At 72.2% G+C, this 22776-nt stretch carries 15 protein-coding genes and 1 pseudogene; 3 read left to right on the top strand and 13 right to left on the bottom strand.

All coding sequences use genetic code 11. The features are described from left to right. Positions 1 to 128 precede the first annotated feature (128 nt). The 4 genes from ACFQZ6_RS25140 to ACFQZ6_RS25125 all read right to left on the bottom strand — a co-directional run bounded on the left by ACFQZ6_RS25140 (position 129) and on the right by ACFQZ6_RS25125 (position 4255). Complete coding sequence (locus ACFQZ6_RS25140; RefSeq protein ID WP_381612825.1) at positions 129 to 1172, bottom strand: 3-isopropylmalate dehydrogenase; 1044 nt, start codon at positions 1170 to 1172, stop codon at positions 129 to 131. 78 nt (positions 1173 to 1250) lie between these two features. Further along, positions 1251 to 1382 (bottom strand): hypothetical protein, encoded by a 132-nt coding sequence (locus tag ACFQZ6_RS25135; RefSeq protein WP_381612822.1) that lies wholly within the window; start codon positions 1380 to 1382, stop codon positions 1251 to 1253. 276 nt (positions 1383 to 1658) lie between these two features. Further along, the gene (gene pruA, locus ACFQZ6_RS25130) at positions 1659 to 3290 is read right to left on the bottom strand and encodes an L-glutamate gamma-semialdehyde dehydrogenase (protein ID WP_381612819.1); all 1632 of its coding nucleotides are present in this window, start codon (positions 3288 to 3290) and stop codon (positions 1659 to 1661) included. A 38-nt stretch (positions 3291 to 3328) separates the two neighbouring features. Then, positions 3329 to 4255 carry a proline dehydrogenase family protein gene (locus ACFQZ6_RS25125; protein WP_381612817.1) on the bottom strand — a complete coding sequence of 309 codons (927 nt, stop codon included), beginning with the start codon at positions 4253 to 4255 and terminating at the stop codon, positions 3329 to 3331. 164 nt (positions 4256 to 4419) lie between these two features. On the opposite strand from ACFQZ6_RS25125, the gene ACFQZ6_RS25120 reads away from it, so the two are divergent. Next, positions 4420 to 5691, top strand: coding sequence for a PucR family transcriptional regulator (locus ACFQZ6_RS25120; RefSeq protein WP_381612814.1), 1272 nt, complete (start codon positions 4420 to 4422; stop codon positions 5689 to 5691). A 78-nt stretch (positions 5692 to 5769) separates the two neighbouring features. Here the strand turns inward: ACFQZ6_RS25120 and serA are convergent, their stop codons facing one another. The 6 genes from serA to ACFQZ6_RS25090 all read right to left on the bottom strand — a co-directional run bounded on the left by serA (position 5770) and on the right by ACFQZ6_RS25090 (position 16024). Then, positions 5770 to 7359, bottom strand: coding sequence for a phosphoglycerate dehydrogenase (gene serA / locus ACFQZ6_RS25115; RefSeq protein ID WP_381612811.1), 1590 nt, complete (start codon positions 7357 to 7359; stop codon positions 5770 to 5772). Between the two features lie 271 nt (positions 7360 to 7630). Further along, complete coding sequence (ilvC, locus tag ACFQZ6_RS25110) at positions 7631 to 8629, bottom strand: ketol-acid reductoisomerase (protein WP_381612808.1); 999 nt, start codon at positions 8627 to 8629, stop codon at positions 7631 to 7633. A 120-nt stretch (positions 8630 to 8749) separates the two neighbouring features. Further along, positions 8750 to 9274 carry an acetolactate synthase small subunit gene (gene ilvN / locus ACFQZ6_RS25105; protein ID WP_360211873.1) on the bottom strand — a complete coding sequence of 175 codons (525 nt, stop codon included), beginning with the start codon at positions 9272 to 9274 and terminating at the stop codon, positions 8750 to 8752. Between the two features lie 21 nt (positions 9275 to 9295). Next, positions 9296 to 11146 (bottom strand): acetolactate synthase large subunit, encoded by a 1851-nt coding sequence (locus tag ACFQZ6_RS25100; protein WP_381612805.1) that lies wholly within the window; start codon positions 11144 to 11146, stop codon positions 9296 to 9298. A 243-nt stretch (positions 11147 to 11389) separates the two neighbouring features. Next, positions 11390 to 14590, bottom strand: a complete 3201-nt coding sequence (locus ACFQZ6_RS25095) for a putative bifunctional diguanylate cyclase/phosphodiesterase (RefSeq protein ID WP_381612803.1) — start codon at positions 14588 to 14590, stop codon at positions 11390 to 11392. 483 nt (positions 14591 to 15073) lie between these two features. After that, positions 15074 to 16024 (bottom strand): 2-hydroxyacid dehydrogenase, encoded by a 951-nt coding sequence (locus ACFQZ6_RS25090; RefSeq protein WP_381612800.1) that lies wholly within the window; start codon positions 16022 to 16024, stop codon positions 15074 to 15076. Positions 16025 to 16100: 76 nt separating this feature from the next. On the opposite strand from ACFQZ6_RS25090, the gene ACFQZ6_RS25085 reads away from it, so the two are divergent. Together ACFQZ6_RS25085 and ACFQZ6_RS25080 are read left to right on the top strand one after the other, a co-directional pair. Beyond that, positions 16101 to 17099 carry an aldo/keto reductase gene (locus tag ACFQZ6_RS25085; protein ID WP_381612797.1) on the top strand — a complete coding sequence of 333 codons (999 nt, stop codon included), beginning with the start codon at positions 16101 to 16103 and terminating at the stop codon, positions 17097 to 17099. 326 nt (positions 17100 to 17425) lie between these two features. Beyond that, positions 17426 to 18597: pseudogene (locus ACFQZ6_RS25080) on the top strand (PQQ-dependent sugar dehydrogenase). 92 nt (positions 18598 to 18689) lie between these two features. On the opposite strand, the gene ACFQZ6_RS25075 reads toward ACFQZ6_RS25080, so the two are convergent. The 3 genes from ACFQZ6_RS25075 to ACFQZ6_RS25065 all read right to left on the bottom strand — a co-directional run bounded on the left by ACFQZ6_RS25075 (position 18690) and on the right by ACFQZ6_RS25065 (position 22773). After that, on the bottom strand, positions 18690 to 21755 hold the full coding sequence (locus ACFQZ6_RS25075) for a helix-turn-helix transcriptional regulator (protein ID WP_381612794.1): 3066 nt from the start codon (positions 21753 to 21755) through the stop codon (positions 18690 to 18692). A gap of 62 nt (positions 21756 to 21817) precedes the next feature. Next, the gene (locus ACFQZ6_RS25070; RefSeq protein ID WP_381612791.1) at positions 21818 to 21988 is read right to left on the bottom strand and encodes a hypothetical protein; all 171 of its coding nucleotides are present in this window, start codon (positions 21986 to 21988) and stop codon (positions 21818 to 21820) included. Positions 21989 to 22164: 176 nt separating this feature from the next. Then, entirely contained in the window at positions 22165 to 22773 is a 609-nt protein-coding gene (locus ACFQZ6_RS25065) for a hypothetical protein (RefSeq protein WP_381612788.1), read from the bottom strand. Positions 22774 to 22776: the final 3 nt, after the last annotated feature.

Genomic DNA, 22776 nt, shown 5'->3' with positions numbered 1-22776 from the left:
CGCCGCGGAAGAAACGGGGGAGAAAGGGTGTGAATGCGGCCCAGGGGTTGATGGTGGCACCCGGCGGGGACATGCGGAAGCCGCCGGGTGCGGATGCGACCCGGCGGCTTCGAGGAGGAACCGACGGGTCAGCCGGTTACTCGTACGGCGAGGGCGTCGCCGATCTCGGCGGTGGAGCGGGCCGGTCGGCCGACGCGTTCGGCGAGGTCGGCGGCGACCGCGTCCTCGATCCGGGTCGCCTCGGCGTCGAGGCCGAGGTGGCGCAGGAGCAGCGCGACGGACAGGACGGTGGCGGTCGGGTCGGCCTTGCCCTGCCCGGCGATGTCCGGGGCCGAGCCGTGCACCGGCTCGAACATGGACGGGAACGCGCCGGAGGGGTTGATGTTGCCGCTCGCGGCGACGCCGATGCCGCCGGAGACGGCCGCGGCGAGGTCGGTGATGATGTCGCCGAAGAGGTTGTCGGTGACGATGACGTCGAACCGCTCGGGCTGGGTGACGAGGTAGATCGTCGCCGCGTCGACGTGGATGTACTCGGTGGTGACCTCGGGGTACTCGGCGGCCACCGCGTTGAAGACGTTCGTCCACAGGTGGCCCGCGAAGGTCAGCACGTTGTTCTTGTGGACCAGCGTGAGCTTCTTGCGCGGGCGGGCCTGGGCGCGGGCGAACGCGTCACGGACGACGCGCTCGACGCCGTAGGCGGTGTTGACGGACACCTCGGTGGCGACCTCGTACTCGGTGCCCTTGCGGATGGTGCCGCCGTTGCCGGTGTACGGGCCCTCGGTGCCCTCGCGGACCACGACGAAGTCGATCTCCGGCTGGCCCTTCAGCGGCGTCTCGACACCCGGCAGCAGCCTGCTCGGCCGCAGGTTGACGTGGTGGTCGAAGGCGAACCGGAGCTTCAGCAGGAAGCCGCGCTCCAGGACGCCGGAGGGGACGCTCGGGTCCCCGATGGCGCCCAGCAGGATGGCGTCGTGCTGCTTGAGGGCGTCGAGGTCGGCGTCGGTGAGGGTCTCGCCGGTGGCGTGGTAGCGCCGGGCGCCGAAGTCGTACTCCTTGGTCTCCAGCTTCATGTCCTGCGGGAGGACGGCGGAGAGGACCTTGAGGCCTTCGGTCACGACCTCCTGGCCGATGCCGTCACCGGGGATCACTGCGAGATTGATGCTGCGAGACATGACCGGCACCCTACTCTCCGTCCCATGGGATGACACGCACCGTCCGCGATACGGACAGGCGGACCGCGGGACCTCCGGTCAGTGGCCGGTGGAGCCGCCGTTGTCGCGGCGGTCGAGGGCGCGCTGGAGGGCGGCGGCGGCGTTCTTGCGGTCGGAGTCGGTGGTGCGGGAGAGGTGACGGACTCGGCGGCGGACGGTCGTCTCGGCCATGGGGAATCGACTCCTTCGAGGAACCGGGAAGGGCGGGTTACGAGACGCCGGAAGGGGCGGGGAGCGGCGGGACCGCAGGGGTGACCTGCGTGGGGTCCGGCTCACAACCGCCATTCGCTGGGTCCAGCGAGACGTTCGGCTCCTACAAAGCTAAGCGAGGAGACCGCTTCTGTCTCCACAATTACTCGGACTTCCTACTATCTGAGACGGCGGGCGTAGCAAGGGCATAGAAAAGGGCCGGATTCCCGGAGGAACCGGCCCTTTTCACCCGGGCGGTCAGCCCATGTGCGGGTAGGAGTAGTCGGTCGGCGGGACCAGCGTCTCCTTGATGGCGCGGGTCAGCGTCCAGCGCAGCAGGTTCTGCGGGGCGCCCGCCTTGTCGTTGGTGCCGGAGGCCCGGCCACCGCCGAAGGGCTGCTGGCCGACGACGGCGCCGGTCGACTTGTCGTTGATGTAGAAGTTGCCCGCGGCGTAGCGGAGCTTGTCCATCGTGTACGCCGCCGCGGCGCGGTCGCCCGCGATGACCGAGCCGGTGAGGGCGTAGTCGGAGACGGACTCCATCTGCGTCAGCATCTCGTCGTACTTCTCGTCCTCGTAGACGTACACGGCGAGGAACGGGCCGAAGTACTCGGTGGTGAAGACCTCGTTCTCCGGGTCGGTGCACTCGACGACGGTCGGGCGGACGAAGTAGCCCACCGAGTCGTCGTAGCTGCCGCCCGCGACGATCGTGCAGGTCGGGTCGGCCTTGGCGCGGTCGATCGCGGCCTTGTTCTTGGCGAAGGCGCGCTCGTCGATGACGGCGCCGATGAAGTTCGACAGGTCGGTGACGTCGCCCATGGTGAGGTAGTCGACCTCGGCGGCGAACTCCTCCTTGAACCCGGAGTTCCAGATCGAGGCGGGGATGTACGCGCGCGAGGTGGCCGAGCACTTCTGGCCCTGGTACTCGAAGGCGCCGCGGGTCAGCGCGGTCTTGAGCACCGCGCGGTCGGCGGACGGGTGGGCGACGAGGAAGTCCTTGCCACCGGTCTCGCCGACGAGGCGGGGGTAGGTGCGGTACTTCTCGATGTTGGCGCCGACCGTCTTCCACAGGTACTGGAAGGTCCTGGTCGAGCCGGTGAAGTGGATGCCCGCGAGGTCCCGGTGCTCCAGGGCGACCTTGGAGACCTCGATGCCGTCGCCGGTGACCAGGTTGATGACGCCCTTGGGCAGCCCGGCCTCCTCCAGCAACTGCATCAGCAGCACGGCGGCGTGGGTCTGCGTCGGGGACGGCTTCCACACCACGACGTTGCCCATCAGGGCGGGGGCGGTGGGCAGGTTGCCCGCGATCGCCGTGAAGTTGAACGGCGTGATCGCGTAGACGAAGCCCTCCAGCGGGCGGTGGTCGAGGCGGTTCCAGACGCCCGGGGAGTTGGCCGGGGGCTGCTCGGCGAGGATCTTGCGGGCGTAGGAGACGTTGAAGCGCCAGAAGTCGACCAGCTCGCAGGGCGTGTCGATCTCGGCCTGCTGGGCGGTCTTGGACTGGCCGAGCATGGTGGAGGCGGCGAGCGTCTCGCGCCACGGCCCGGCCAGCAGCTCGGCGGCGCGCAGGATGATCGCGGCGCGGTCGTCGAAGGACATCGCCCGCCAGGCCGGGGCGGCGGCGAGGGCCGCGTCGATGGCGTCCTGGGCGTCCTGCTGGGTGGCGTTGGCGTAGGTGCCGATGCGGGCCTTGTGGTTGTGCGGCTGCACGACGTCGAACCGCTCGCCGCCGCCCATCCGCTTCTCGCCGCCGATGGTGCAGGGCAGGTCGATCGGGTTGTCGGCCAGCTCCTTCAGCTTGGCCTCGAGCCGGGCGCGCTCGGGCGTCCCCGGGGCGTAGCCGTGCACCGGCTCGTTGACGGGGGTGGGGACCTGGGTCACAGCGTCCATGAGATCCGTAACTCCTTGTACGTGAGCGGGTGTTCGGGTCAGCCCTTGCTGGCCATCGAGCGCAGGAAGAACCGCAGGTTGGCGGGCTTCTCCGCGAGGCGGCGCATGAAGTAGCCGTACCAGTCCGTGCCGTAGGCCGTGTAGACGCGCATCCGGTGGCCCTCGGCGGCCAGGCGCAGGTGTTCGTCGCCGCGGATGCCGTACAGCATCTGGAACTCGTACTCGTCCGGCTTGCGCCCGGCGCGGCGGGCCAGTTCCTGGGTGATGGAGATCAGGCGCGGGTCATGGGACCCGATCATCGGGTAGCCCTCGCCGTCCATCAGGACCTTCAGGACGCGGACGTACGCCTTGTCGATCTCGTGCTTCTGCTGGTACGCGACGGAGGCGGGCTCCTTGTACGCGCCCTTCACCAGCCGCACCCGGCTGCCGCTCTCGGCGAGGCGGCGGGCGTCGGCCTCGGTGCGGAAGAGGTACGCCTGGATGACGCAGCCGGTCTGCGGGAAGTCCTTCCGCAGCTCGTCGTGGATGGTGAACATCGAGTCCAGGGTGGTGTGGTCCTCGGCGTCCAGCGTCACCGTCGTACCGATCTCGGCGGCGGCCTCCACCACCGGGCGGACGTTCGCCAGCGCCAGCTCGTGGCCGCCCTCCAGCGCCTGTCCGAACATCGACAGCTTCACCGACATCTCGGCGCGGGTGCCGAGGTCCAGCGGCTTCAGCCGGTCGACCAGCTCCAGGTAGGCGTCCCGGGCGGCGGCGGCCTGCGCCGGGGTGGTGATGTCCTCGCCGACGACGTCGAGCGTCAGCTCCAGGCCCCGGTCGGTGAGGTCCCGCACCACCGGCAGGATCTCGTCGACCGTCTCCCCGGGGATGAAGCGGTCGACGACCTGCTTGGTCCCGGGCGCCGCCGAGATCAGGCGTCGCATCCGGTCGCTGCGCGAGGCGGCGAGAATCACGGGACCCAGCACGGGGCACCTCCACTGACACAGGTACGAAAGGGCCGTTCCCGACGATTCGGGTACGGCACGGAGAACCACCGTGAAACCTAAGGATGACTCCGATCGTCGGCCATCGACACCTGTCACGCATCCGTGCCACGGATCTCAGACAGATGTATGAAAGCCGCCGGGGGATGGGGGAGAATGCCCGGGTGACGCCGGAATTCAGGGCCGACTACCAGGAGCTGGTCGACGAGATCTCGGAACTGCTGGGCGCCCCGGCGACCCTGGAGAACCGCGACTTCGAGCTGATCGCCTTCGGGGCGTACGACAGCGAGGGCGACCTCGACCCCTCCGCCCTGGACCCGGTGCGCACCCGCTCGATCCTCACCCGGCGCTCCACGGCCGCCGTCCGCGCCTGGTTCGAGGGCTTCGGCATCACCCGCGCGACCGGCCCCGTGCGCATCCCGCGCACCCCCGAGGCCGGGGTGCACCGGGGCCGCATCTGCCTGCCGGTACGGCACCGGGGCGTCGTCCTCGGCTACGTCTGGCTGCTCGACAGCGACCCCGGCCCGACCGCGCCGCAGCTCGCGGCGGCGATGGAGGTGACGGTGCGGATCGGCGCGCTGCTCGCGGACGAGGCCCAGCACGGCGCCGACCTCAGCCGGGAGCTGCGGGCGGCGCTCGGCGCCGAGCGCGGCTGGCAGCAGGACATGGCCGTCGCCGAGCTGCGCACCGCCCTCGGCGCCCGCGCGGACGCCCCGCACACGGTGGTGTGCGTGGCCCCCTGGCCGTCCGCCGACCCGGACGACGCGCCCTCGGTGCGTACGGTGCCGGGCGCGACGGCGCTGTGCACGGTGCCGTGGGGAGCGGCGGGCACCGCCCTCGCCCTGCTGATCCGGCTCCGCTCGACGGACGTGACGACCCCGGCGACCTCGGCGGCGGGACGGCTGCTGGCGCGGGCGCGGGGGCTGGCGGGGGGGCCGTCGGCGAGGGCGGCCGGACAGGCGGGTGCGCTGCCGGACATGGCGGCCGGGCGGGCGGGGGCGTCGCCGGGTCCCGCCGCCGGGGTCGCCACCGCCCGTGGCGGGCTCGCGGAGCTGGGGGCCGCCTGGCGGGAGGCGTCGGCGGCGGCGCGGGCCGCGCTGGCCGAGCCGGTGCTCGGACCGGTCGCCGAGTGGGCGTCGATCGGCCCGTTCCGGCTGCTGACGGCGCTGCCCCCGGAGGTGGCCCACGACCCCGTCGTACGCGACCTGCTCTCCCCCGCCCACCGCGAGCTGGCCCGGACGGCGGAGACGTACCTCGACTGCGCGGGCCAGGCCACCCGCACCGCCGCCGAACTGGGCGTGCACCGCCAGACCCTGTACTACCGCCTCTCCCGCGTCGAACAGCTCACCGGCCTCGACCTGGACGACGGCGAGGACCGCCTGCTGCTGCACATGGCCCTGAAGGGCGCCCGGCTCTGACCGCCCAGTCGCTCCCGGCACGACAAACGCCGGACGAGCCGAGGGGGACTCAGCTCGTCCGGCGCTGGGTGAGACGCGTCAGACCAGGTTGACCGAGCGGGCCGACGTCGCGCCGATCTCGGCGGCGACCTCGGCCAGCACGCCCGCGGGCACCGTGTCGTCGACGGTCAGCACGGCGAGGGCCTCGCCACCGGCGACGGCGCGGGCCACCTGCATCCCGGCGATGTTGATGCCCGCCTCGCCGAGGACGCGGCCGACGGTGCCGACGACGCCCGGCCGGTCCTCGTAGCGCAGGACGGCCATGTGGTCGGCGAGGGCGAGGTCGACGTCGTACTCACCGACGGCGACGATCTTCTGGACGTGCTTGGGACCGGCGAGGGTGCCGGAGACCGAGACCTCCTCGCCGCCCGCGAGGGTGCCCCGCACGGTGACGACGTTGCGGTGGTCGGCCGACTCGGAGCTGGTGGTCAGCCGCACCTCGACGCCGCGCTCCTGGGCGAACAGCGGGGCGTTGACGTAGCTCACCGTCTCGTCGACGACGTCCTCGAACACGCCCTTGAGCGCGGAGAGTTCGAGCACCTTCACGTCGTGCTGGGTGATCTCGCCGTAGACCTCGACGTCCAGGCGGACGGCGACCTCACCGGCGAGCGCGGTGAAGATGCGGCCGAGGCGCTCGGCGAGCGGCAGGCCCGGCTTGACGTCCTCGGCGATGACACCGCCCTGCACGTTCACCGCGTCGGGGACCAGCTCACCGGCGAGGGCGAGGCGGACCGAGCGGGCGACGGCGATACCGGCCTTCTCCTGCGCCTCGTCGGTGGAGGCACCGAGGTGCGGGGTGGCGACGACCTGGTCGAACTCGAACAGCGGGGAGTCCGTGCAGGGCTCCTTCGCGTACACGTCCAGGCCCGCCCCGGCGACACGGCCCTCCTTCAGCGCCGAGTACAGCGCCTCCTCGTCGACGATGCCGCCGCGCGCGGCGTTGACGATGCGCACGCTCGGCTTGACCTTGCGCAGCGCCTCGTCGCCGATCAGGCCGACCGTCTCGGGGGTCTTGGGCAGGTGGACGGTGATGAAGTCGGAGACCTCGAGCAGCTCGTCCAGCGACAGCACCTTCACGCCCATCTGCGCGGCCCGCGCGGGCTGCACGTAGGGGTCGTAGGCGACGACCTTCATCCCGAACGCGGACATCCGCTGCGCGACCAGCGCGCCGATGCGGCCGAGGCCGACGACGCCGAGGGTCTTCTCGGCCAGCTCGACGCCGGTGTACTTGCTGCGCTTCCACTCGCCGTTCTTCAGCGCGGCGTTGGCCTGCGGGATGTTGCGGGCGGTGGCGAGGATCAGACCGCAGGCCAGCTCGGCGGCGGTCACGATGTTGGAGGTCGGGGCGTTGACGACCATCACACCGGCCTTGGTGGCGGCGGAGACGTCCACGTTGTCCAGGCCCACGCCCGCGCGGGCGACGACCTTCAGTTTGTTCGCGGCGGCGATGGCCTCGGCGTCCACCTTGGTGGCGGAGCGGATCAGGATCGCGTCGACATCGGCGATGGCAGGGAGCAGTTCGGCTCGGTCCGCTCCGTTGCAGTGCCGGATCTCGAAGTCCGGGCCAAGCGCGTCCACGGTCGCGGGCGACAGCTCTTCAGCGATGAGTACGACAGGTTTCGAGCTCACGTGAGTCCTCACAAGTCCAGAACATGCGGACGGCCGTCCCGACGGCCGCAGGCGGAGGAGGTTGGCTAGCCGCGTGGAAGACGCACGACGCTGTGGGCCTGACGCGTATGTAGTACGGCAGTGTAGTGGCGCGGCGTAGGGCGTTATGCGCCTCAGCGGAAGGATCACCCGTCCGTGGCCGGACAGGTTGGACAACGCCCTGGGTGGCGCGCCGCCCGGTATCCCACGAAGGGGCTGTCGCCCACGCGGCGACAGCCCCTCGACGTGAGGCTTACGCCTCCTCGTTCACCCAGCTCATGAGCTTGCGCAGCTCCTTGCCGGTGGTCTCCAGCAGGTGCTCGGAGTCCTGCTTCTTGTACTCGTTGTACTTCTTCAGACCGCTGTGGTACTCCTCCATCCAGGCTCGAGCGAAGGAGCCGTCCTGGATCTCGGCGAGGACCTTCTTCATCTCGGCCTTGGTGGCGTCGGTGATGATCCGCGGGCCGGTGACGTAGTCGCCCCACTCGGCGGTCTCGGAGATCGACCAGCGCATCTTCTCCAGGCCGCCCTCGTACATGAGGTCCACGATCAGCTTCAGCTCGTGCAGGCACTCGAAGTAGGCGATCTCCGGCTGGTAACCGGCCTCGGTCAGCGTCTCGAAGCCCGCCTTCACCAGCGCGGCGGTGCCACCGCAGAGCACGGCCTGCTCACCGAACAGGTCGGTCTCGGTCTCCTCGGTGAAGGTCGTCTTGATGACGCCCGCGCGGGTGCCGCCGATGCCCTTGGCGTAGGACAGGGCCAGCGCGAAGGCGTTGCCCGTGGCGTCCTGCTCGACGGCGGCGATGCAGGGCACGCCGCGGCCTTCCTCGTACTGGCGGCGGACCAGGTGGCCGGGGCCCTTGGGGGCGACCATGCAGACGTCGACACCGGCCGGGGGCTTGATGAAGCCGTAGCGGATGTTGAGGCCGTGGCCGAAGAACAGCGCGTCGCCGTCCTTCAGGTTGGGGGCGATGTGCTCCTCGTAGACCTGGGCCTGGATGGGGTCCGGGACGAGGATCATGATGACGTCGGCCTCGGCGGCGGCCTCGGACGGGCTCACCACGCGCAGGCCCTGCTCCTCGGCCTTCGCCTTCGACTTGGAGCCCTCGTGCAGACCGACGCGCACGTCGACGCCGGAGTCGCGCAGCGACAGGGCGTGGGCGTGGCCCTGGCTGCCGTAACCGATGACCGCGACCTTGCGGCCCTGGATGATGGACAGGTCGGCGTCGGCGTCGTAGAACAGCTCGGCCACTTTGGGTTCTCTCCTTGGGTGCAGGTGTTGCGTCCCACCGTATGCCGGTGGGGAGGGGGGAAGTTCGGGGGTCTCGGCATACGGGCGGTCGCGTGCGCGGCGACCGCCCGTTCTCGTCGGTTACGCCGACCGGTCGAGGGCGCGCAGCGATCGGTCGGTGATCGAACGGGCGCCACGGCCGATCGCGATCGTTCCGGACTGGACCAGTTCCTTGATGCCGAACGGCTCCAGCATCTTCAGCATCGCCTCCAGCTTGTCGCTGGAACCGGTGGCCTCGATGGTGACGGCCTCCGGGGAGACGTCGACGGTCTTGGCACGGAACAACTGGACGATCTCGACGATCTGGGAGCGCGTCTCGTTGTCCGCGCGCACCTTCACCAGAACGAGTTCGCGCTGCACGGCCGCCGAGGGTTCGAGCTCGACGATCTTCAGCACGTTGACCAGCTTGTTGAGCTGCTTGGTGACCTGCTCCAGCGGCAGGTCGTCGACGCTCACCACGATCGTGATGCGGGAGATGTCGGGGTGCTCGGTGACGCCGACGGCGAGCGAGTCGATGTTGAAGCCGCGGCGGGAGAACAGGGCGGCGATCCGGGCGAGGATGCCGGGGGTGTTCTCCACCAGGACGGAGAGCGTGTGCTTGGACATGTCTCGTTGCGTCTCTCTCGCTCAGTCGTCTTCGTTGTCGCCGAAGTCGGGGCGGACGTCACGGGCGGCCATGATCGTGTCGTTGGAGGTGCCCGCGGCGACCATCGGCCACACCATGGCGTCCTCGTGGACGATGAAGTCCACGACCACGGGGCGGTCGTTGACGGAGTTCGCCTCCTCGATGACCTTGTCCAGGTCGGCCGGGTCCTCGCAGCGGATCGCGTAGCAGCCCATGGCCTCGGCCAGCTTCACGAAGTCGGGGACCCGGGTGCCCGCGCTCGGCTGCTTGCCGTCCGCGTCCGGTCCCGAGTGCAGCACGGTGTTGGAGTAGCGCTGGTTGTAGAACAGCGTCTGCCACTGGCGGACCATCCCGAGGGCGCCGTTGTTGATGATGGCGACCTTGATCGGGATGTTGTTCAGGGCGCAGGTGGTCAGTTCCTGGTTGGTCATCTGGAAGCAGCCGTCGCCGTCGATCGCCCAGACCGTGCGGTCCGGGACCCCGGCCTTGGCGCCCATGGCGGCCGGGACCGCGTAGCCCATCGTCCCGGCGCCGCCGGAGTTCAGCCAGGTGGCGGGCTTCTCGTACTGCACGAAGTGCGCCGCCCACATCTGGTGCTGGCCGACGCCGGCCGCGAAGACCGTGCCCTCGGGGGCGAGCTGGCCGATCCGCTCGATGACCTGCTGCGGGGAGAGCGAGCCGTCCTCGGGCTGGTCGTAGCCGAGCGGGTACGTCTCGCGCCAGCGGTTCAGGTCGGTCCACCAGGCGCTGTAGTCGCCCTGCTGCCCCTCACTGTGCTCCTTCTGCACGGCCTGGATCAGGTCGGCGATCACCTCGCGGGCGTCCCCGACGATCGGCACGTCCGCGGCGCGGTTCTTGCCGATCTCCGCGGGGTCGATGTCGGCGTGCACGATCTTGGCGTACGGGGCGAAGCTGTCCAGCTTGCCGGTGACGCGGTCGTCGAAGCGGGCGCCGAGGGCGACGATCAGGTCGGCCTTCTGGAGCGCGGTGACGGCGGTGACCGAACCGTGCATACCCGGCATTCCCACGTGCAGCGGGTGGCTGTCGGGGAACGCGCCGAGCGCCATCAGGGTGGTGGTGACGGGCGCTCCGGTGAGTTCGGCGAGGACCTTCAGCTCGGCGGTGGCCCCCGCCTTGAGGACGCCGCCGCCGACGTACAGCACCGGGCGGCGGGCGGCGGTGATCAGCTTGGCGGCCTCGCGGATCTGCTTGGCGTGCGGCTTGGTGACGGGCCGGTAGCCGGGCAGGTCCATGACGGGCGGCCAGGAGAACGTGGTCTGCGCCTGGAGGATGTCCTTGGGGATGTCGACCAGGACCGGCCCGGGGCGGCCGGTGGAGGCGATGTGGAACGCCTGCGCGATCGCCCGGGGGATGTCCTCCGCCTTGGTGACCAGGAAGCTGTGCTTGGTGATCGGCATGGTGATGCCGACGATGTCCGCCTCCTGGAAGGCGTCGGTGCCGATCGACTTGGAGACGACCTGCCCGGTGATCGCGACCAGCGGCACGGAGTCCATGTGCGCGTCCGCGATCGGGGTCACCAGGTTGGTGGCGCCGGGTCCCGAGGTCGCCATGCAGACGCCGACCTTGCCGGTGGCCTGGGCGTAGCCGGTGGCGGCGTGCCCGGCGCCCTGCTCGTGGCGGACCAGCACGTGGCGCACCCGGGTGGAGTCCATCAGCGGGTCGTACGCCGGGAGGATGGTGCCCCCTGGAATGCCGAATACCGTGTCGGCGCCGACCTCCTCAAGCGAGCGGATGAGGGACTGCGCACCCGTGACGCGCTCGGGGGCGGAGTGGTGTCCTCCGGATCGGGGCCGCGGCTGCGGGTGATGGGCCCCGGTGGCCTGCTCGGTCATCGGCATTCTCTTCTCGATGCTGAGGGTCTGTGCGGTTTTTGTACGGTCTGCGGCTGCCGCACGGCAGGTGCCTGTGCAACAAAAAACCCCTCGTGCCATAAGGCAAGCGAGGGGAGCGCGCCGGGTGGGGTCGCTGGGAGTTCCGGGTCCGTCCGGACGTCACCAGCTTCAGCCGACGCGCTTTCCAAGTACGAGAATTCGGGTGCGCATGGCACAGACCCTCCCCCCGGCACGCACCGACTGTCAAGTGGGTGGGACGGGAGTCTCATCATGTGAGCGCAGGGGGGTGCTGAGGGTCGGTCCGGCGCTGAGCAGACTGGCCCTGCCGCCGGTCATGCCGCCGCCGATTCCGCTGGTCACGCTGGTGGCGAGGCCGGTGACCGCGCCGCCCACGCCGGTGGCGTACACCCCCGCGCCGCCGCCCGCGTAGGCGGGCTCGGCCGGTGGGTGCGGCAGCGGGCAGTGGCCGGAAGTGAGCGCCCGGCGCAGCCGGTACTCGTCCAGCGGACCGGAGAACGCCATGCCCTGCCCGTGGGTGCAGCCGAGCGCGCGCAGGGCGGCCACCTGCTCCGGGAGATCCACCCCGTCGGCCACGGACGGCAGTCCGAGGTCGGCGGCGATCCGCAGCAGCCCGCCGGTGATCTTGGCGAGCCGGGCGGACTCGACGACGCCGTCGACCAGCGAACGGTCGATCTTCAACACGTCGACGGGGAGCCTGCGCAGCGCCGCGAGGACCGCGCAGCCACCGCCGAAGCCGTCCAGCGCGATCCGTACGCCGAGCCGCCTGAGGCCCGTCACCCGGCGCTCCAGGTCGTCCATGCTGACCCGGGGGTCGATGTCGGACAGCTCGATGACCAGCGCCCCGGACGGCAGCCCGTGCCGGGTGAGCAGCGCCTCCACGGAGCCCAGCGGCAGGGAGCGGTCCAGCAGACGGCGGGCGGTCATCCGGACCACCACGGGTACGGCGAGCCCGGTCGCGGTGCGCTCGGCGGCCTGCTCCACGGCCTCCTGGAGCAGCCAGCGGCCCAGCTCGGCGGTCTTGTCGCTGTCCTCGGCCACCCGCAGGAACTCGGCGGGCGTGAACAGCACGCCCTGCGAGGACCGCCAGCGCGCCTGGGCGGCGACCGACGTGATCCGGCCGTCCGCCAGGGACACCACCGGCTGGTGCAGCAGCGTGAACTCGCCGTCGTGCAGCGCGGCCCGCAGCCGGGTGGCCAGCTCCGCCTTGCGTACGACGTCCTGCTGCATCTGTGGCGCGTACAGCTCGACCCGGCCCTTTCCGGCCGCCTTCGCGCGGTACATCGCCAGGTCGGCGTTGCGCAGCAACTCGCCCGCGCCGAGGCCCGGTTCGGCGAAGGCGACGCCGATGGAGGCGGCCACGCGGACGTCGTTGCCGTCGATGGCGTACGGCTGGGACAGGGTGATCCGCAGCCGGTCGGCCAGTTCCAGGATGTGCCGTTCGCGGGCCGCGCGGTCGCGGGCGCCGTCCGAGACGATCAGGGCCGCGAACTCGTCGCCCCCGAGCCGGGCGGCGGTGTCGCCCTGCCGGACCGCGTCCTGGAGCCGCCGGGCGGCGTGCACCAGGAGTTCGTCCCCGGCCTGGTGGCCGATGGTGTCGTTGACGGCCTTGAAGCCGTCGAGGTCGATGAAGAGCACCGCCGTGCCGCGCAGGGCGGCCCCGCGGTCGGTGGCGCGGCGCCCGGACAGCGCCTGCTGCACCCGCCGGGTGAACAGGGCGCGGTTGGGCAGGTCGGTGAGCGGGTCGTGCTCGGCGTTGTGCTGGAGCTGCGCCTGGAGGCGCACGCGCTCGGTGACGTCCCGGCTGTTGAAGATCAGTCCGCCCTGGTGGCGGTTGACGGTGGACTCCACGTTCAGCCAGCCTCCCGCGCCGGAGCGGAAGCGGCACTCGATGCGGGTGGTGGGTTCCTCCAGCGGGCTGGCGGCGAGGAAGCGGCGCACCTCGTGCACCACGCAGCCCAGGTCCTCCGGGTGGATGAGGTCGGCCAGTTCGGTGCCCACCAGCTCCTCCGCGGGGCGGCCGTAGACCCCGGCGGCGGCCGGGGAGACGTACCGCAGGATGCCGTTGGGCGCGGCGATCATGATGACGTCGCTGGAGCCCTGCACCAGGGAGCGGAAGTGGTTCTCCTTCTGGGCCAGTTCCTGGGTGAGGGTGATGTTGTCGAGCAGCATGATGCCCTGCCGGACCACGAGGGCCAGCACGACGGTGCCGCCGGTGAACAGCACCACGCGGTCGACGCTGTGGCCGTTGAGAACGTTGTAGAGGATCCCCAGGGTGCACACGGCGGCGGCGAGGTACGGCGTGAGGGCGGCCAGCGAGCCGGTGATGGGCCGGGTGGCGGGGTACCGGCTGTGCTCGCCCGGTGGGCCGGGTGGTGCGTCGGGTGGTGTGCCGCCCGGTCCGGCGCCGGGTACGACGCTGGGCGCGGCGCCCGGCGCGGGTACGGGCCTGCGGGCGCCGGGGGTGTGCTGGAGGGGGTGCGCCGGGCGCTGTCCGGGCACGTGCTCGTGCACCACGCGCGTGTGCTGCTCGTCCGCGCCGTGTCCGTGCCGGGGCGCGGCCCAGGGGGCGTACGCCAGGAGCAGGGATCCGGCGAACCAGCCCGCGTCCAGGAGCTGACCGGAGCTGTAGTTGTTGTGCAGCAACGGTGAGGTGAACAGCGCGTCGCACATCACGGTCAGGGCCAGCGCGCCGATCGCCGTGTTGACGGCGGTGCGGTTGGTCCCGGTGCGCCGGAAGTGCAGCGCGAGGACCATGCTGACCAGGGCGATGTCGAGCAGCGGGTAGGCCAGCGACAGCGCGGTGTGCGAGACGCTTGAGCCCTCGACGCGGGCCGCCTGGGCCAGTGCCAGACTCCACGACAGCGTCAGCAGCGAGCCGCCGATCAGCCAGGCGTCCAGTGCCAGGCAGCCCCAGCCCGCCTTCGTCACCGGCCGCTTGGCCAGCACCAGCAGGCCCACGATGGCGGGCGGCGCGAAGCACAGGAAGAACAGGTCGGCGTAGCTGGGGCTGGGCATCTCGCGGCCCAGCACGACCTCGTACCAGCCCCAGACCGCGTTGCCGAGGGCTGCCATCGCGGAGGAGAGCGCGAACAGCAGCCAGGCGGTACGGAAGGGGACCCGGCGGCTGCGGGCGTACAGCAGGCAGGACACGGCTGCGGTGGCCGCGGCGGCGCTCAGCCCGAAGTCGCCCATGACCAGCGCGAGTCGCTCCGATCCCCAGCCGAGCGCGGCGCCGACGGCGTATCCCGCGCAGACCAGGGCCAGCAGCAGTTGGGGGACCACGCCCGATCCGCCCCGGGTGCCGCCGCCGGTCCGGCCGCCCCGTCCGCCGAGGGCGGACGGACGGCGCGGCGGCGCGGCCCCGGTGGCCGGGTGGGCGCGCGGTGTCGTGTCGAGGGTGGTGACGGTCGGCGGCGAGTTCACCGGGGCCTCCCGGTCCGCACCGCTGTCCGGTCGCGCTGGTCCCGGGCGACCGGGCGCGCGTGCCTCCTGCGGCTGCTGTGCCTGCGGTGCTGACTGTGGTGCTGCTGGCTGTGGTGCTGACTGTGGTGGCCCGTGTGCTGGTGTGGTCCGCACCGGTACGGGCCCTGGAGGCCGTCGGCGGCCGGGTGCGGGCCGCGTCTGCGCGCGGCCGTGCGCCAGGGTCGTCGTCGGCGGTCCTGCCGCGTCGGATCGTTGGTCCATAGGCCGTGCATCGCCCGTCGCCCCCCTCGCAGTCTGAAATGTCCATCCCCGGCGCCGAACGGGTCACGGCGCATCCCCTGTCGGGACGATACACCAGTCTCGTCACTCAGGGACATAGCTTCTCTACGCTCCGTGACCATCAGCGGGAACGCGGGCACGGACCGCACCCGGAGGGTTGCGGACTGTGCCCGTAGCGGATGGTCCGACCGCCGCGTCCCGCGCCTACTCGTCCATTGCGCCCGTCGTAAGGATCACGTTGCCCAGCGGCTCCCGGTTCAGAAAACGTCGTAGCTGGGCGACCAGGAGCCGCTGGGCGCGCGGCAGGAACGCGGACGTGGGCCCGCCGACATGCGGGCTGATCAGCACGCCCGGCGCACGCCAGAGCGGATGGTCGGCGGGCAGCGGCTCCGGGTCGGTCACGTCCAGGGCCGCGGTGAGGCGCCCGCTTTCCAGCTCGGCGAGCAGCGCCTTGGTGTCGACGACAGCGCCGCGGGCCACGTTGACCAGCAGCGCGCCGTCCTTCATCCGGGCCAGGAACTCGGCGTCGACGAGGTGGCGGGTGGCCTCGGTGAGGGGCGTGGAGAGCACGACGACGTCCGCCTCGGGGAGCAGTGAGGGCAGATCGGTGAGCGGGTGCACCGGCCCGCGCGCCGTGGTGCGCTGGGAGCGCGCCAGGCGCGCCACCCGCGCGAGTTCAAAGGGCGCGAGCCGGTCCTCGATGGCGGCGCCGATGGAGCCGTATCCCACGATGAGGACGTTCTTGTCCGCGAGCGCGGGCCGGAAACCGCCGCGCCACTCGCCGCGGTCCTGGGCCCGCACGAAGTCGGGGATGCCGCGCAGCGAGGCGAGGATCAGCGCCAGCGCCAGCTCGGCGGTGCTGGCCTCGTGCACCCCGCGCGCGTTGCACAGCAGGACCCCGGGGCGCAGGTGCCTGAGCCCCGGCAGCACGTGGTCGACGCCCGCCGAGAGCGTCTGCACGACCTCCACGGAACGCATGTCCGGCAGCGGCCGCACGCTGACCCCGACGGGCTTCATGTACGGCACGGCGTAGAAGACGCAGTCGGCGGGGTCCGCGGGGAACTCCTCGGCACCGTTCCAGAACAGGTAGTTCGGCCCCTCCGGAAGCCCCTCGATCTCCTCCGGCGGGATGGGCAGCCACACGTCAGCAGTCATGGCCAGGAGGCTATGTCAGGGGCGCGTGGGCGCAGAGGTTAGGTTGGGGGGCCAGCAGAGGGAGGGTTACGGCCAGGTGGAGCGCAGGACGATCGGCGCGGCGGCGCTCTCGGTGGGGGCCGTCGGACTCGGGTGTATGCCGATGAGCTGGGCGTACAGCACGTCCCGGCAGCGGGGTGACGAGTCGCTCCGGGCGGTGCACCGCGCTCTCGACCTCGGCGTGAACTTGCTGGACACCGCCGACATGTACGGCCCGTTCACCAACGAACTGCTGGTGGGGCGGGTGTTGAAGGAGCGGCGCGAGGACGCGTTCGTGTCGACGAAGGTCGGGCTTCTGGTGGGCGAGCAGCACATCGTCGCCAACGGCCGCCCCGGGTACGTCAGACGGGCCTGCGACGCGTCCCTGCGGCGGCTCCAGACCGACGTCATCGACCTCTACCAGTTGCACCGCGCCGACCCCGAGGTGCCGGTCGAGGAGACCTGGGGCGCGATGGCCGACCTGGTACGGGCCGGGAAGGTGCGGTCGCTGGGGCTGTGCGCGGTCGGCGCGCGCGGTGGACGGCGGTCCGGTGGGCGGCTGTACGACCCCACGATCCGGCAACTGGAGCGGGTGCAGCAGGTGTTCCCGGTGAGCGCGGTGCAGGCGGAGCTGTCGGTGTGGTCGCCGGAGGCGCTGGACGCGCTGCTGCCGTGGTGCGCGGCGCGCGGCGTCGGCTTCCTCGCCGCGATGCCGCTCGGCAACGGCTTCCTGACCGGCACGCTGACGCCGGGCGAGGGCTTCGAACCGGACGACATGCGTGCCCGCCACCCTCGCTTCACCGCCGAGATGATGGCCGCGAACCAGCCCATCGTCGCCGGTCTGCGCCGCGTGGCCGCCCGCCACGGCCCGGACGTCACCCCGGCCCAGGTGGCCCTCGCCTGGGTCCTGGCCCAGGGCGCCCACGTGGTCCCGATACCGGGCACGAAGCGGGCGCGCTGGGTGACGGAGAACGCGGGGGCGGCGGGAGTGCGGCTGACGCCGGAGGATCTGGAGGCGGTCGGGGGGCTGCCGGGGGCGCAGGGGTCGTGGGAGTGACGGGCGGTCGGTCGGGCTGGGTTCGGTGGCGGGTGGGGCGCGGTCGGTGGGGCGGGCGCGGTCGGTGAGTGTGGCGGGCCATGGCGGGCGGTGGCCGAAAACGGGCGGTGGCGAGGGGCGCTGGCCGTAGAGCGGGCGGCAGCCGCTGGTGCGCGTCGTGGCCGGAAACGTACGCCCCGCCACGCCCGCCCACGCCGGTCCCCCGCCCCTCGCCGGAGCGTGCCGCGCCGCCCCGCTGATTTGCGTTCCGGTGATCGGGAACCTGGGAGGCGCGGGCGGTGTATGACAAGTAGAACCCGCCGCTGGACGCCCGCGTCGAAGGGACCCTGATCGTGCTACGTCGAGTTGTGCCGACCGTGCTGGCCACGGCCGCCCTCCTGCTCACAGCCGGTTGTTCCGGCGACGACGAGGGCGGGGACCGCCCTTCGGCGGCAGCGCGTCACCGGACCGTACGGCGACGGGGGCCTCGCCGTCCGGCGAGGAGTCCGCGGAGGAGACCCCGCCCGCGAAGGGCTCGGCCAAGGTCGTGCGGACGGTCGCCGAGGGCCTGAACAGCCCATGGGGCCTGGCCGTCCTGCCGGACGACGACCTGCTGGTCTCCTCCCGCGACGAGGCGACGATCACCCGGGTCGACACCGAGACCGGCAAGAAGACCGTGCTGGGCGAGGTGCCCGGCGTCTCCCCCGCCGGTGAGGGCGGCCTGATGGGCCTGGCGCTCTCCCCCGACTACGCCTCGGACCACATGGTCTACGCCTACTTCACCTCGGCCTCCGACAACCGCGTCGTCCGGATGCTCTACGACGCCGAGCGGCCCTCCGGCGAGCAGTTGGGCGCCCCGGACACGGTGTTCAGGGGCATCCCCAAGGGCTTCATCCACAACGGCGGCCGGATCGCCTTCGGCCCCGACAAGATGCTGTACGCGAGCACGGGTGAGAGCGGCGAGAAGGGCCTCTCCCAGGACAAGGAGTCGCTGGGCGGCAAGATCCTCCGCCTGACCCCGGAGGGCGAACCGGCCCCGGGCAACCCGTTCGACTCCCCGGTGTACTCCTACGGCCACCGCAACGTGCAGGGGCTGGCCTGGGACAACCGACAGCGCCTGTTCGCGGCGGAGTTCGGCCAGGACACCTGGGACGAGCTGAACGCGATCAAGCCGGGTGACAACTACGGCTGGCCGGAGGTGGAGGGCAAGGCCGACGAGTCCGGTTTCCACGACCCGATAGCCCAGTGGTCCACCGACGACGCCTCCCCCAGCGGTATCGCCTACGCGGAGGGTTCCATATGGATGGCGGGCCTGCGCGGCGAGCGCCTGTGGCGCATCCCCCTCAAGGGCACGGAGGCCTCGGCCGACCCGCAGTCCTTCCTGGAGGGCGAGTACGGCCGACTGCGCACGGTGGCCGCCGCGGGCGGCGACAAGCTCTGGCTGATCACCAGCGAGACGGACGGCCGGGGCTCCCCGGAGAACGGCGACGACCGCATCCTGGAGGTGGAGGTGAGCTAGCAGCTCCCGTCACCGCACGCCCACACCCGTCACCGCACGCCCACACCCGTCACCGCAAGCCTCCGCCCGCCCGTCACCGCACACCCCACCCGTCACCGTGCGGCCAGACGGTCGTCCGCCCCGGCCGGGAACAGCCCCAGCCGGTGGGCCACCGCCGCCGCCTCGCCCCGCCCGGAGACGCCCAGCTTGGCGAGGATGTTGGAGACATGGACGCTGGCGGTCTTGGGGGAGATGAACAGTTCCTCGGCTATCTGGCGGTTGGTGCGGCCCGCCGAGACCAGCCGCAGGACATCGCGCTCGCGACTGGTGAGGCCGAGGGCGGTGACCGGGTCCGCGGCGGGCGCCGGGCCGGGGTCGGCGGCGGGCCGCAGGGCGAGGCGGGCACGCTGGGCGAGCTGGGTGGCGGCCTCGGCGAGGGGCCGGGCGCCGAGGTGCGCGGCGACGGCGTGGGCGAGGCGCAGCAGCTCCGTGGCGCGGTCGCGGTCGTCCTCGGTGCCGGAGGCGCGGCCGGGGCCAGGGGTGAGCAGGGCCTCGGCCAGCCGGTAGCGGACGCGGGCGAGGTCGTAGGGCCGCTCCAGTTGCTCGAAGGCGGCGACCACCGGTGACCAGACGTCGGCGGTGGCGGAGCCCTGGGCGCGCTGGAGTTCGGCCCGGACCCACTGCTCGTGGGCGAGCCAGATGGGGGCGTCGGTGGTGAGCGTCCTGACCGTCGACCAGAGCTGTTCGAGGAACTCCTCGCGGCCGGGCTGGGCGGCGGGCAGGGTGCGGGTGTCGGCCTCGGCGGTGGCGGCGGCCAGCAGCAGGGGCCAGCCGTAGCGGTGGGTCCCCAGGGGCACACCGCCGTCGAGGGCGTCGGTCGCCGCCGCGCGCAGGTCGGTGACCCGGCCCTCCGCGGCGGCGATGCCCACGACGATGCGGGCGAGCGGCAGCCGCTGCTGGGGCATGGGGTCATGGGAGCCGAAGTAGTCGCGGGCGGCGCGGAGTTGGCGCCCGGCCTCGGCGATGTCGCCACGGGAGAGGGCGACATGGGCCAGGCACAGCGCGCCCATGCCCTGGGGCTTGGCGCTGTGGCCCCGGCGCAGCGCCTTCGTCGCGGCCTCGACGGAGCCCTCCCAGTCGCCCAGGGAGTACAGCGAGTCGGAGAGGTTGCCCCACACCCACGCCTCGGCGTCGAGCTGGCCGTACCTGCGGGTGAAGTCGACGCCTTCGCGGAGCAGGGCGGCGGCTTCCTTGGAGCGGCCGACGGATTCGAGTTCGGAGGGGAGGTTGACGTAGGCGCGGCCCGCGACGCCGGTGACGCCCTCGGCGAGGGCCTGCTCCATGGCCTGCCGGGTCTGGGCGAGTCCGGCCTCGTGGTCACCGGAGTCGACGACGAGGCCGCCGAGGGTGACGCGGGCGTTCAGCTCGATCTCGCGGGCGCCGATCATCCGGGCGTACTCCACCGCGCGTTCGGCGGCGGCGAGGGCCTCGGGGCCGGGGCAGTGCAGCATCGACCAGTTGGCGGCGGTGGTGAGGACCTCGGCGTGCACCTCGGAGGGCGGCAGGCCGCGTACCAGGTCCTGGGCGATGCCCAGTTCGCGCCAGCCGTCGCCGCGGGCGAGGGCCTGGACGAGGCGGGAGCGCTGGGTCCAGAACCAGGCGGCGCGCAGTGGGTCGCCGTCGTCCTCCAGGAGCCGTAGCGCGCGCTTGGTGATCTTCAGGGCGCGTTCCCGCTCCCCGCACAGCCGTCCGGCGACGGCGGCCTCGGCGAGCAGGTCGAGGTGGCGCAGCGGGGTGGTCGCCGGGTCGCAGCCGCAGGGCGGGTAGCCCTCGGTGTAGTCGGCGGGGCGCAGGGTGGCGCGGACCTCCTCGGGGGCGCTGTCCCACAGCTCCATCGCGCGTTCCAGGAGCCCGAGCTGTTCGGCGTAGGCGTGGCGGCGGCGGGCGGCGGCGGAGGCGTCGAGGACGGCGGGGAGGGCCTTGGCGGGGTCGTGGGCGTGGTACCAGTAGCTGGCCAGCCGGGTGACGCGCTCGTCGGCGGGGACGAGTGTGGGGTCGGCCTCCAGGGCCTCGGCGTAGCGGCGGTTGAGCCGGGAGCGTTCGCCGGGGAGCAGGTCGTCGCTGACGGCCTCGCGGACCAGGGAGTGCCGGAAGCGGTAGCCGTCGCCGCTGGGCGTGGCGAGCAGCAGGTTGGCGCCGACGGCGGCGCGCAGCGCCTCGATGAGGTCGTCCTCGGAGAGCCGGGCGACGGCGGCGAGCAGCCGGTACTCGACGGTGGAGCCGCCCTCGGCGACGATCCGGGCGACCCGCTGGGCGCTCTCGGGCAGCGCCTCGACCCGGACGAGGAGGAGGTCGCGCAGGGAGTCGGTGAGGCCGGTGCAGCAGCCCTCGTGGGCGGCGACGGCGAGTTCCTCGACGAAGAAGGCGTTGCCGTCGGAGCGGTCGAAGATGTCGTCGACCTGGGCGGGGTCGGGTTCCTCGGCGAGGATTCCGGCGATCTGGCGGGCGACCTCGGCGCGGTTGAAGCGGTCGAGTTCGATGCGGCGGACGGTGCGCAGCCGGTCCAGTTCGGCGAGGAGCGGGCGCAGCGGGTGGCGGCGGTGGATGTCGTCGGAGCGGTAGCTGGCGAGGACGACGAGGCGGCCGGTGTGCAGGGTGCGGAAGAGGTAGGCGAGGAGGTGGCGGGTGGAGGTGTCGGCCCAGTGCAGGTCCTCCAGGGCGACGACCACGGTGCGGTCGGCGGCGACCCGTTCCAGCAGTCGCGCGGTGAGTTCGAAGAGGCGGGCCATGCCCTCCTCGTCGTGGCGCCCGGTGGGTGCCTCGCCCAGTTCGGGCAGGAGCCGGGACAGCTCCTCCTCCTGGCCCTCGGCGGCGGCGGCCAGTTCGGCGGGGAGTTCCCGGCGCAGGGCGCGCAGGGCGGTGGAGAACGGGGCGAACGGCAGTCCGTCGGCGCCGATCTCGACGCAGCCGCCGACCACGACGACGGCGCCCGCGCGGCAGGCGGTGGCGGCGAACTCCTCGATCAGGCGGGACTTGCCGACGCCCGCCTCGCCGCCCACCAGCAATGCCTGCGGCTCGCCCGCGGTGGCGCGGGCGAGCGCGTCCTGCAAGGTGTTCAGCTCTGCGGTGCGGCCGACGAACACGGGGCTGACTGACCTGGTCTCCACAGCCGAGAGCATCGCACGGGGGTCTGACAGCGCGGCACCGGTTTTCGCCGGGTGCGGTGCGCGGCCGACCGCGGTCATGCGGTGCGCGGGAAGCGGAGGCGTCTGGTCCGGCCGGTATGGCTCTCGCTCTCGGCGGTGCGTACCGTCGCGCGACGTCCCTGGACGGCCTCGCGGGCCAGCCGCTCCTGCTCGGCGCGGCGGAGCAGTTCGGCGGCGCGGAGCTGGTGGAGGTCGTACTCAAGCATGGCTTCTCCCGGTCTGGAGGGGGTTTCGGTTTCGCGGTTTCGCGATGCCTCAACCTTCGTCTCCAAGGCGGGTGGGCCGCATTGGGAGAGTTCCGCATCTTGGGTGGGGGTGGGGCCTTAGATGCGGGTGAGGGGTCTCAGGTGCTGGACCTAAGACCCCTCAGGCGGTGGCTCACTCAGCTCGTGGCGGGCAGTCCGAGCAGGACGTCGGTGTACTTCAGTACGGCCAGCAGCAGGCCGATGACGCCGAGGGAGACGCCCGCCCAGGCGACCGACTTGATCCACGGCGCCTGCGGCCTGCCGGGGACGCCGAACGCGGGCCGGGCGAGGACCACGACGCCGACGACCAGCGCGGCCAGCGCGAACAGTCCGGCCCACAGGGCGTTGGCCTGCCAGGCGTCGCCGTAGCCGCGCCGCACCATCTCCGCGACGTCGGACGACTGCGAGGTCTCCAACTGCCCGATGAGGGACTGGCGGGCGGAGGCCACCGTGCCGACCCAGCTCCCGGTGAGCGAGACGACGCCGAGCGCGGCGGAGACGACGGCGCCCGCGCCCTGCCCGACACCGGAGGCACCGGCGCCGGAGACGGCGTCGGCGTCGGCGTCGGCGTCGGGAGCGCCGTCCTCGTCGGCGGCTTCCGTCGCATCATCCCCGCTGGCCGAATCGTCCACGGCCGTCTCGGCCACGGTGGTCTCGTCCGCCGCGGTCTCGCCGACGGTGGTCTCGCCGACGGTGGTTTCGTCGACGGTCTCGGTGCCGGTCTCGTCGTCAGTCTTCGTACCCATGCC

Source organism: Streptomyces flavalbus (assembly GCF_042674625.1).
Taxonomy (GTDB): Bacteria; Actinomycetota; Actinomycetes; order Streptomycetales; family Streptomycetaceae; genus Streptomyces; species Streptomyces flavalbus.
Note: the sequence above shows the minus strand (reverse complement) of the source record. Positions and strands in the feature narration are given on the sequence as shown.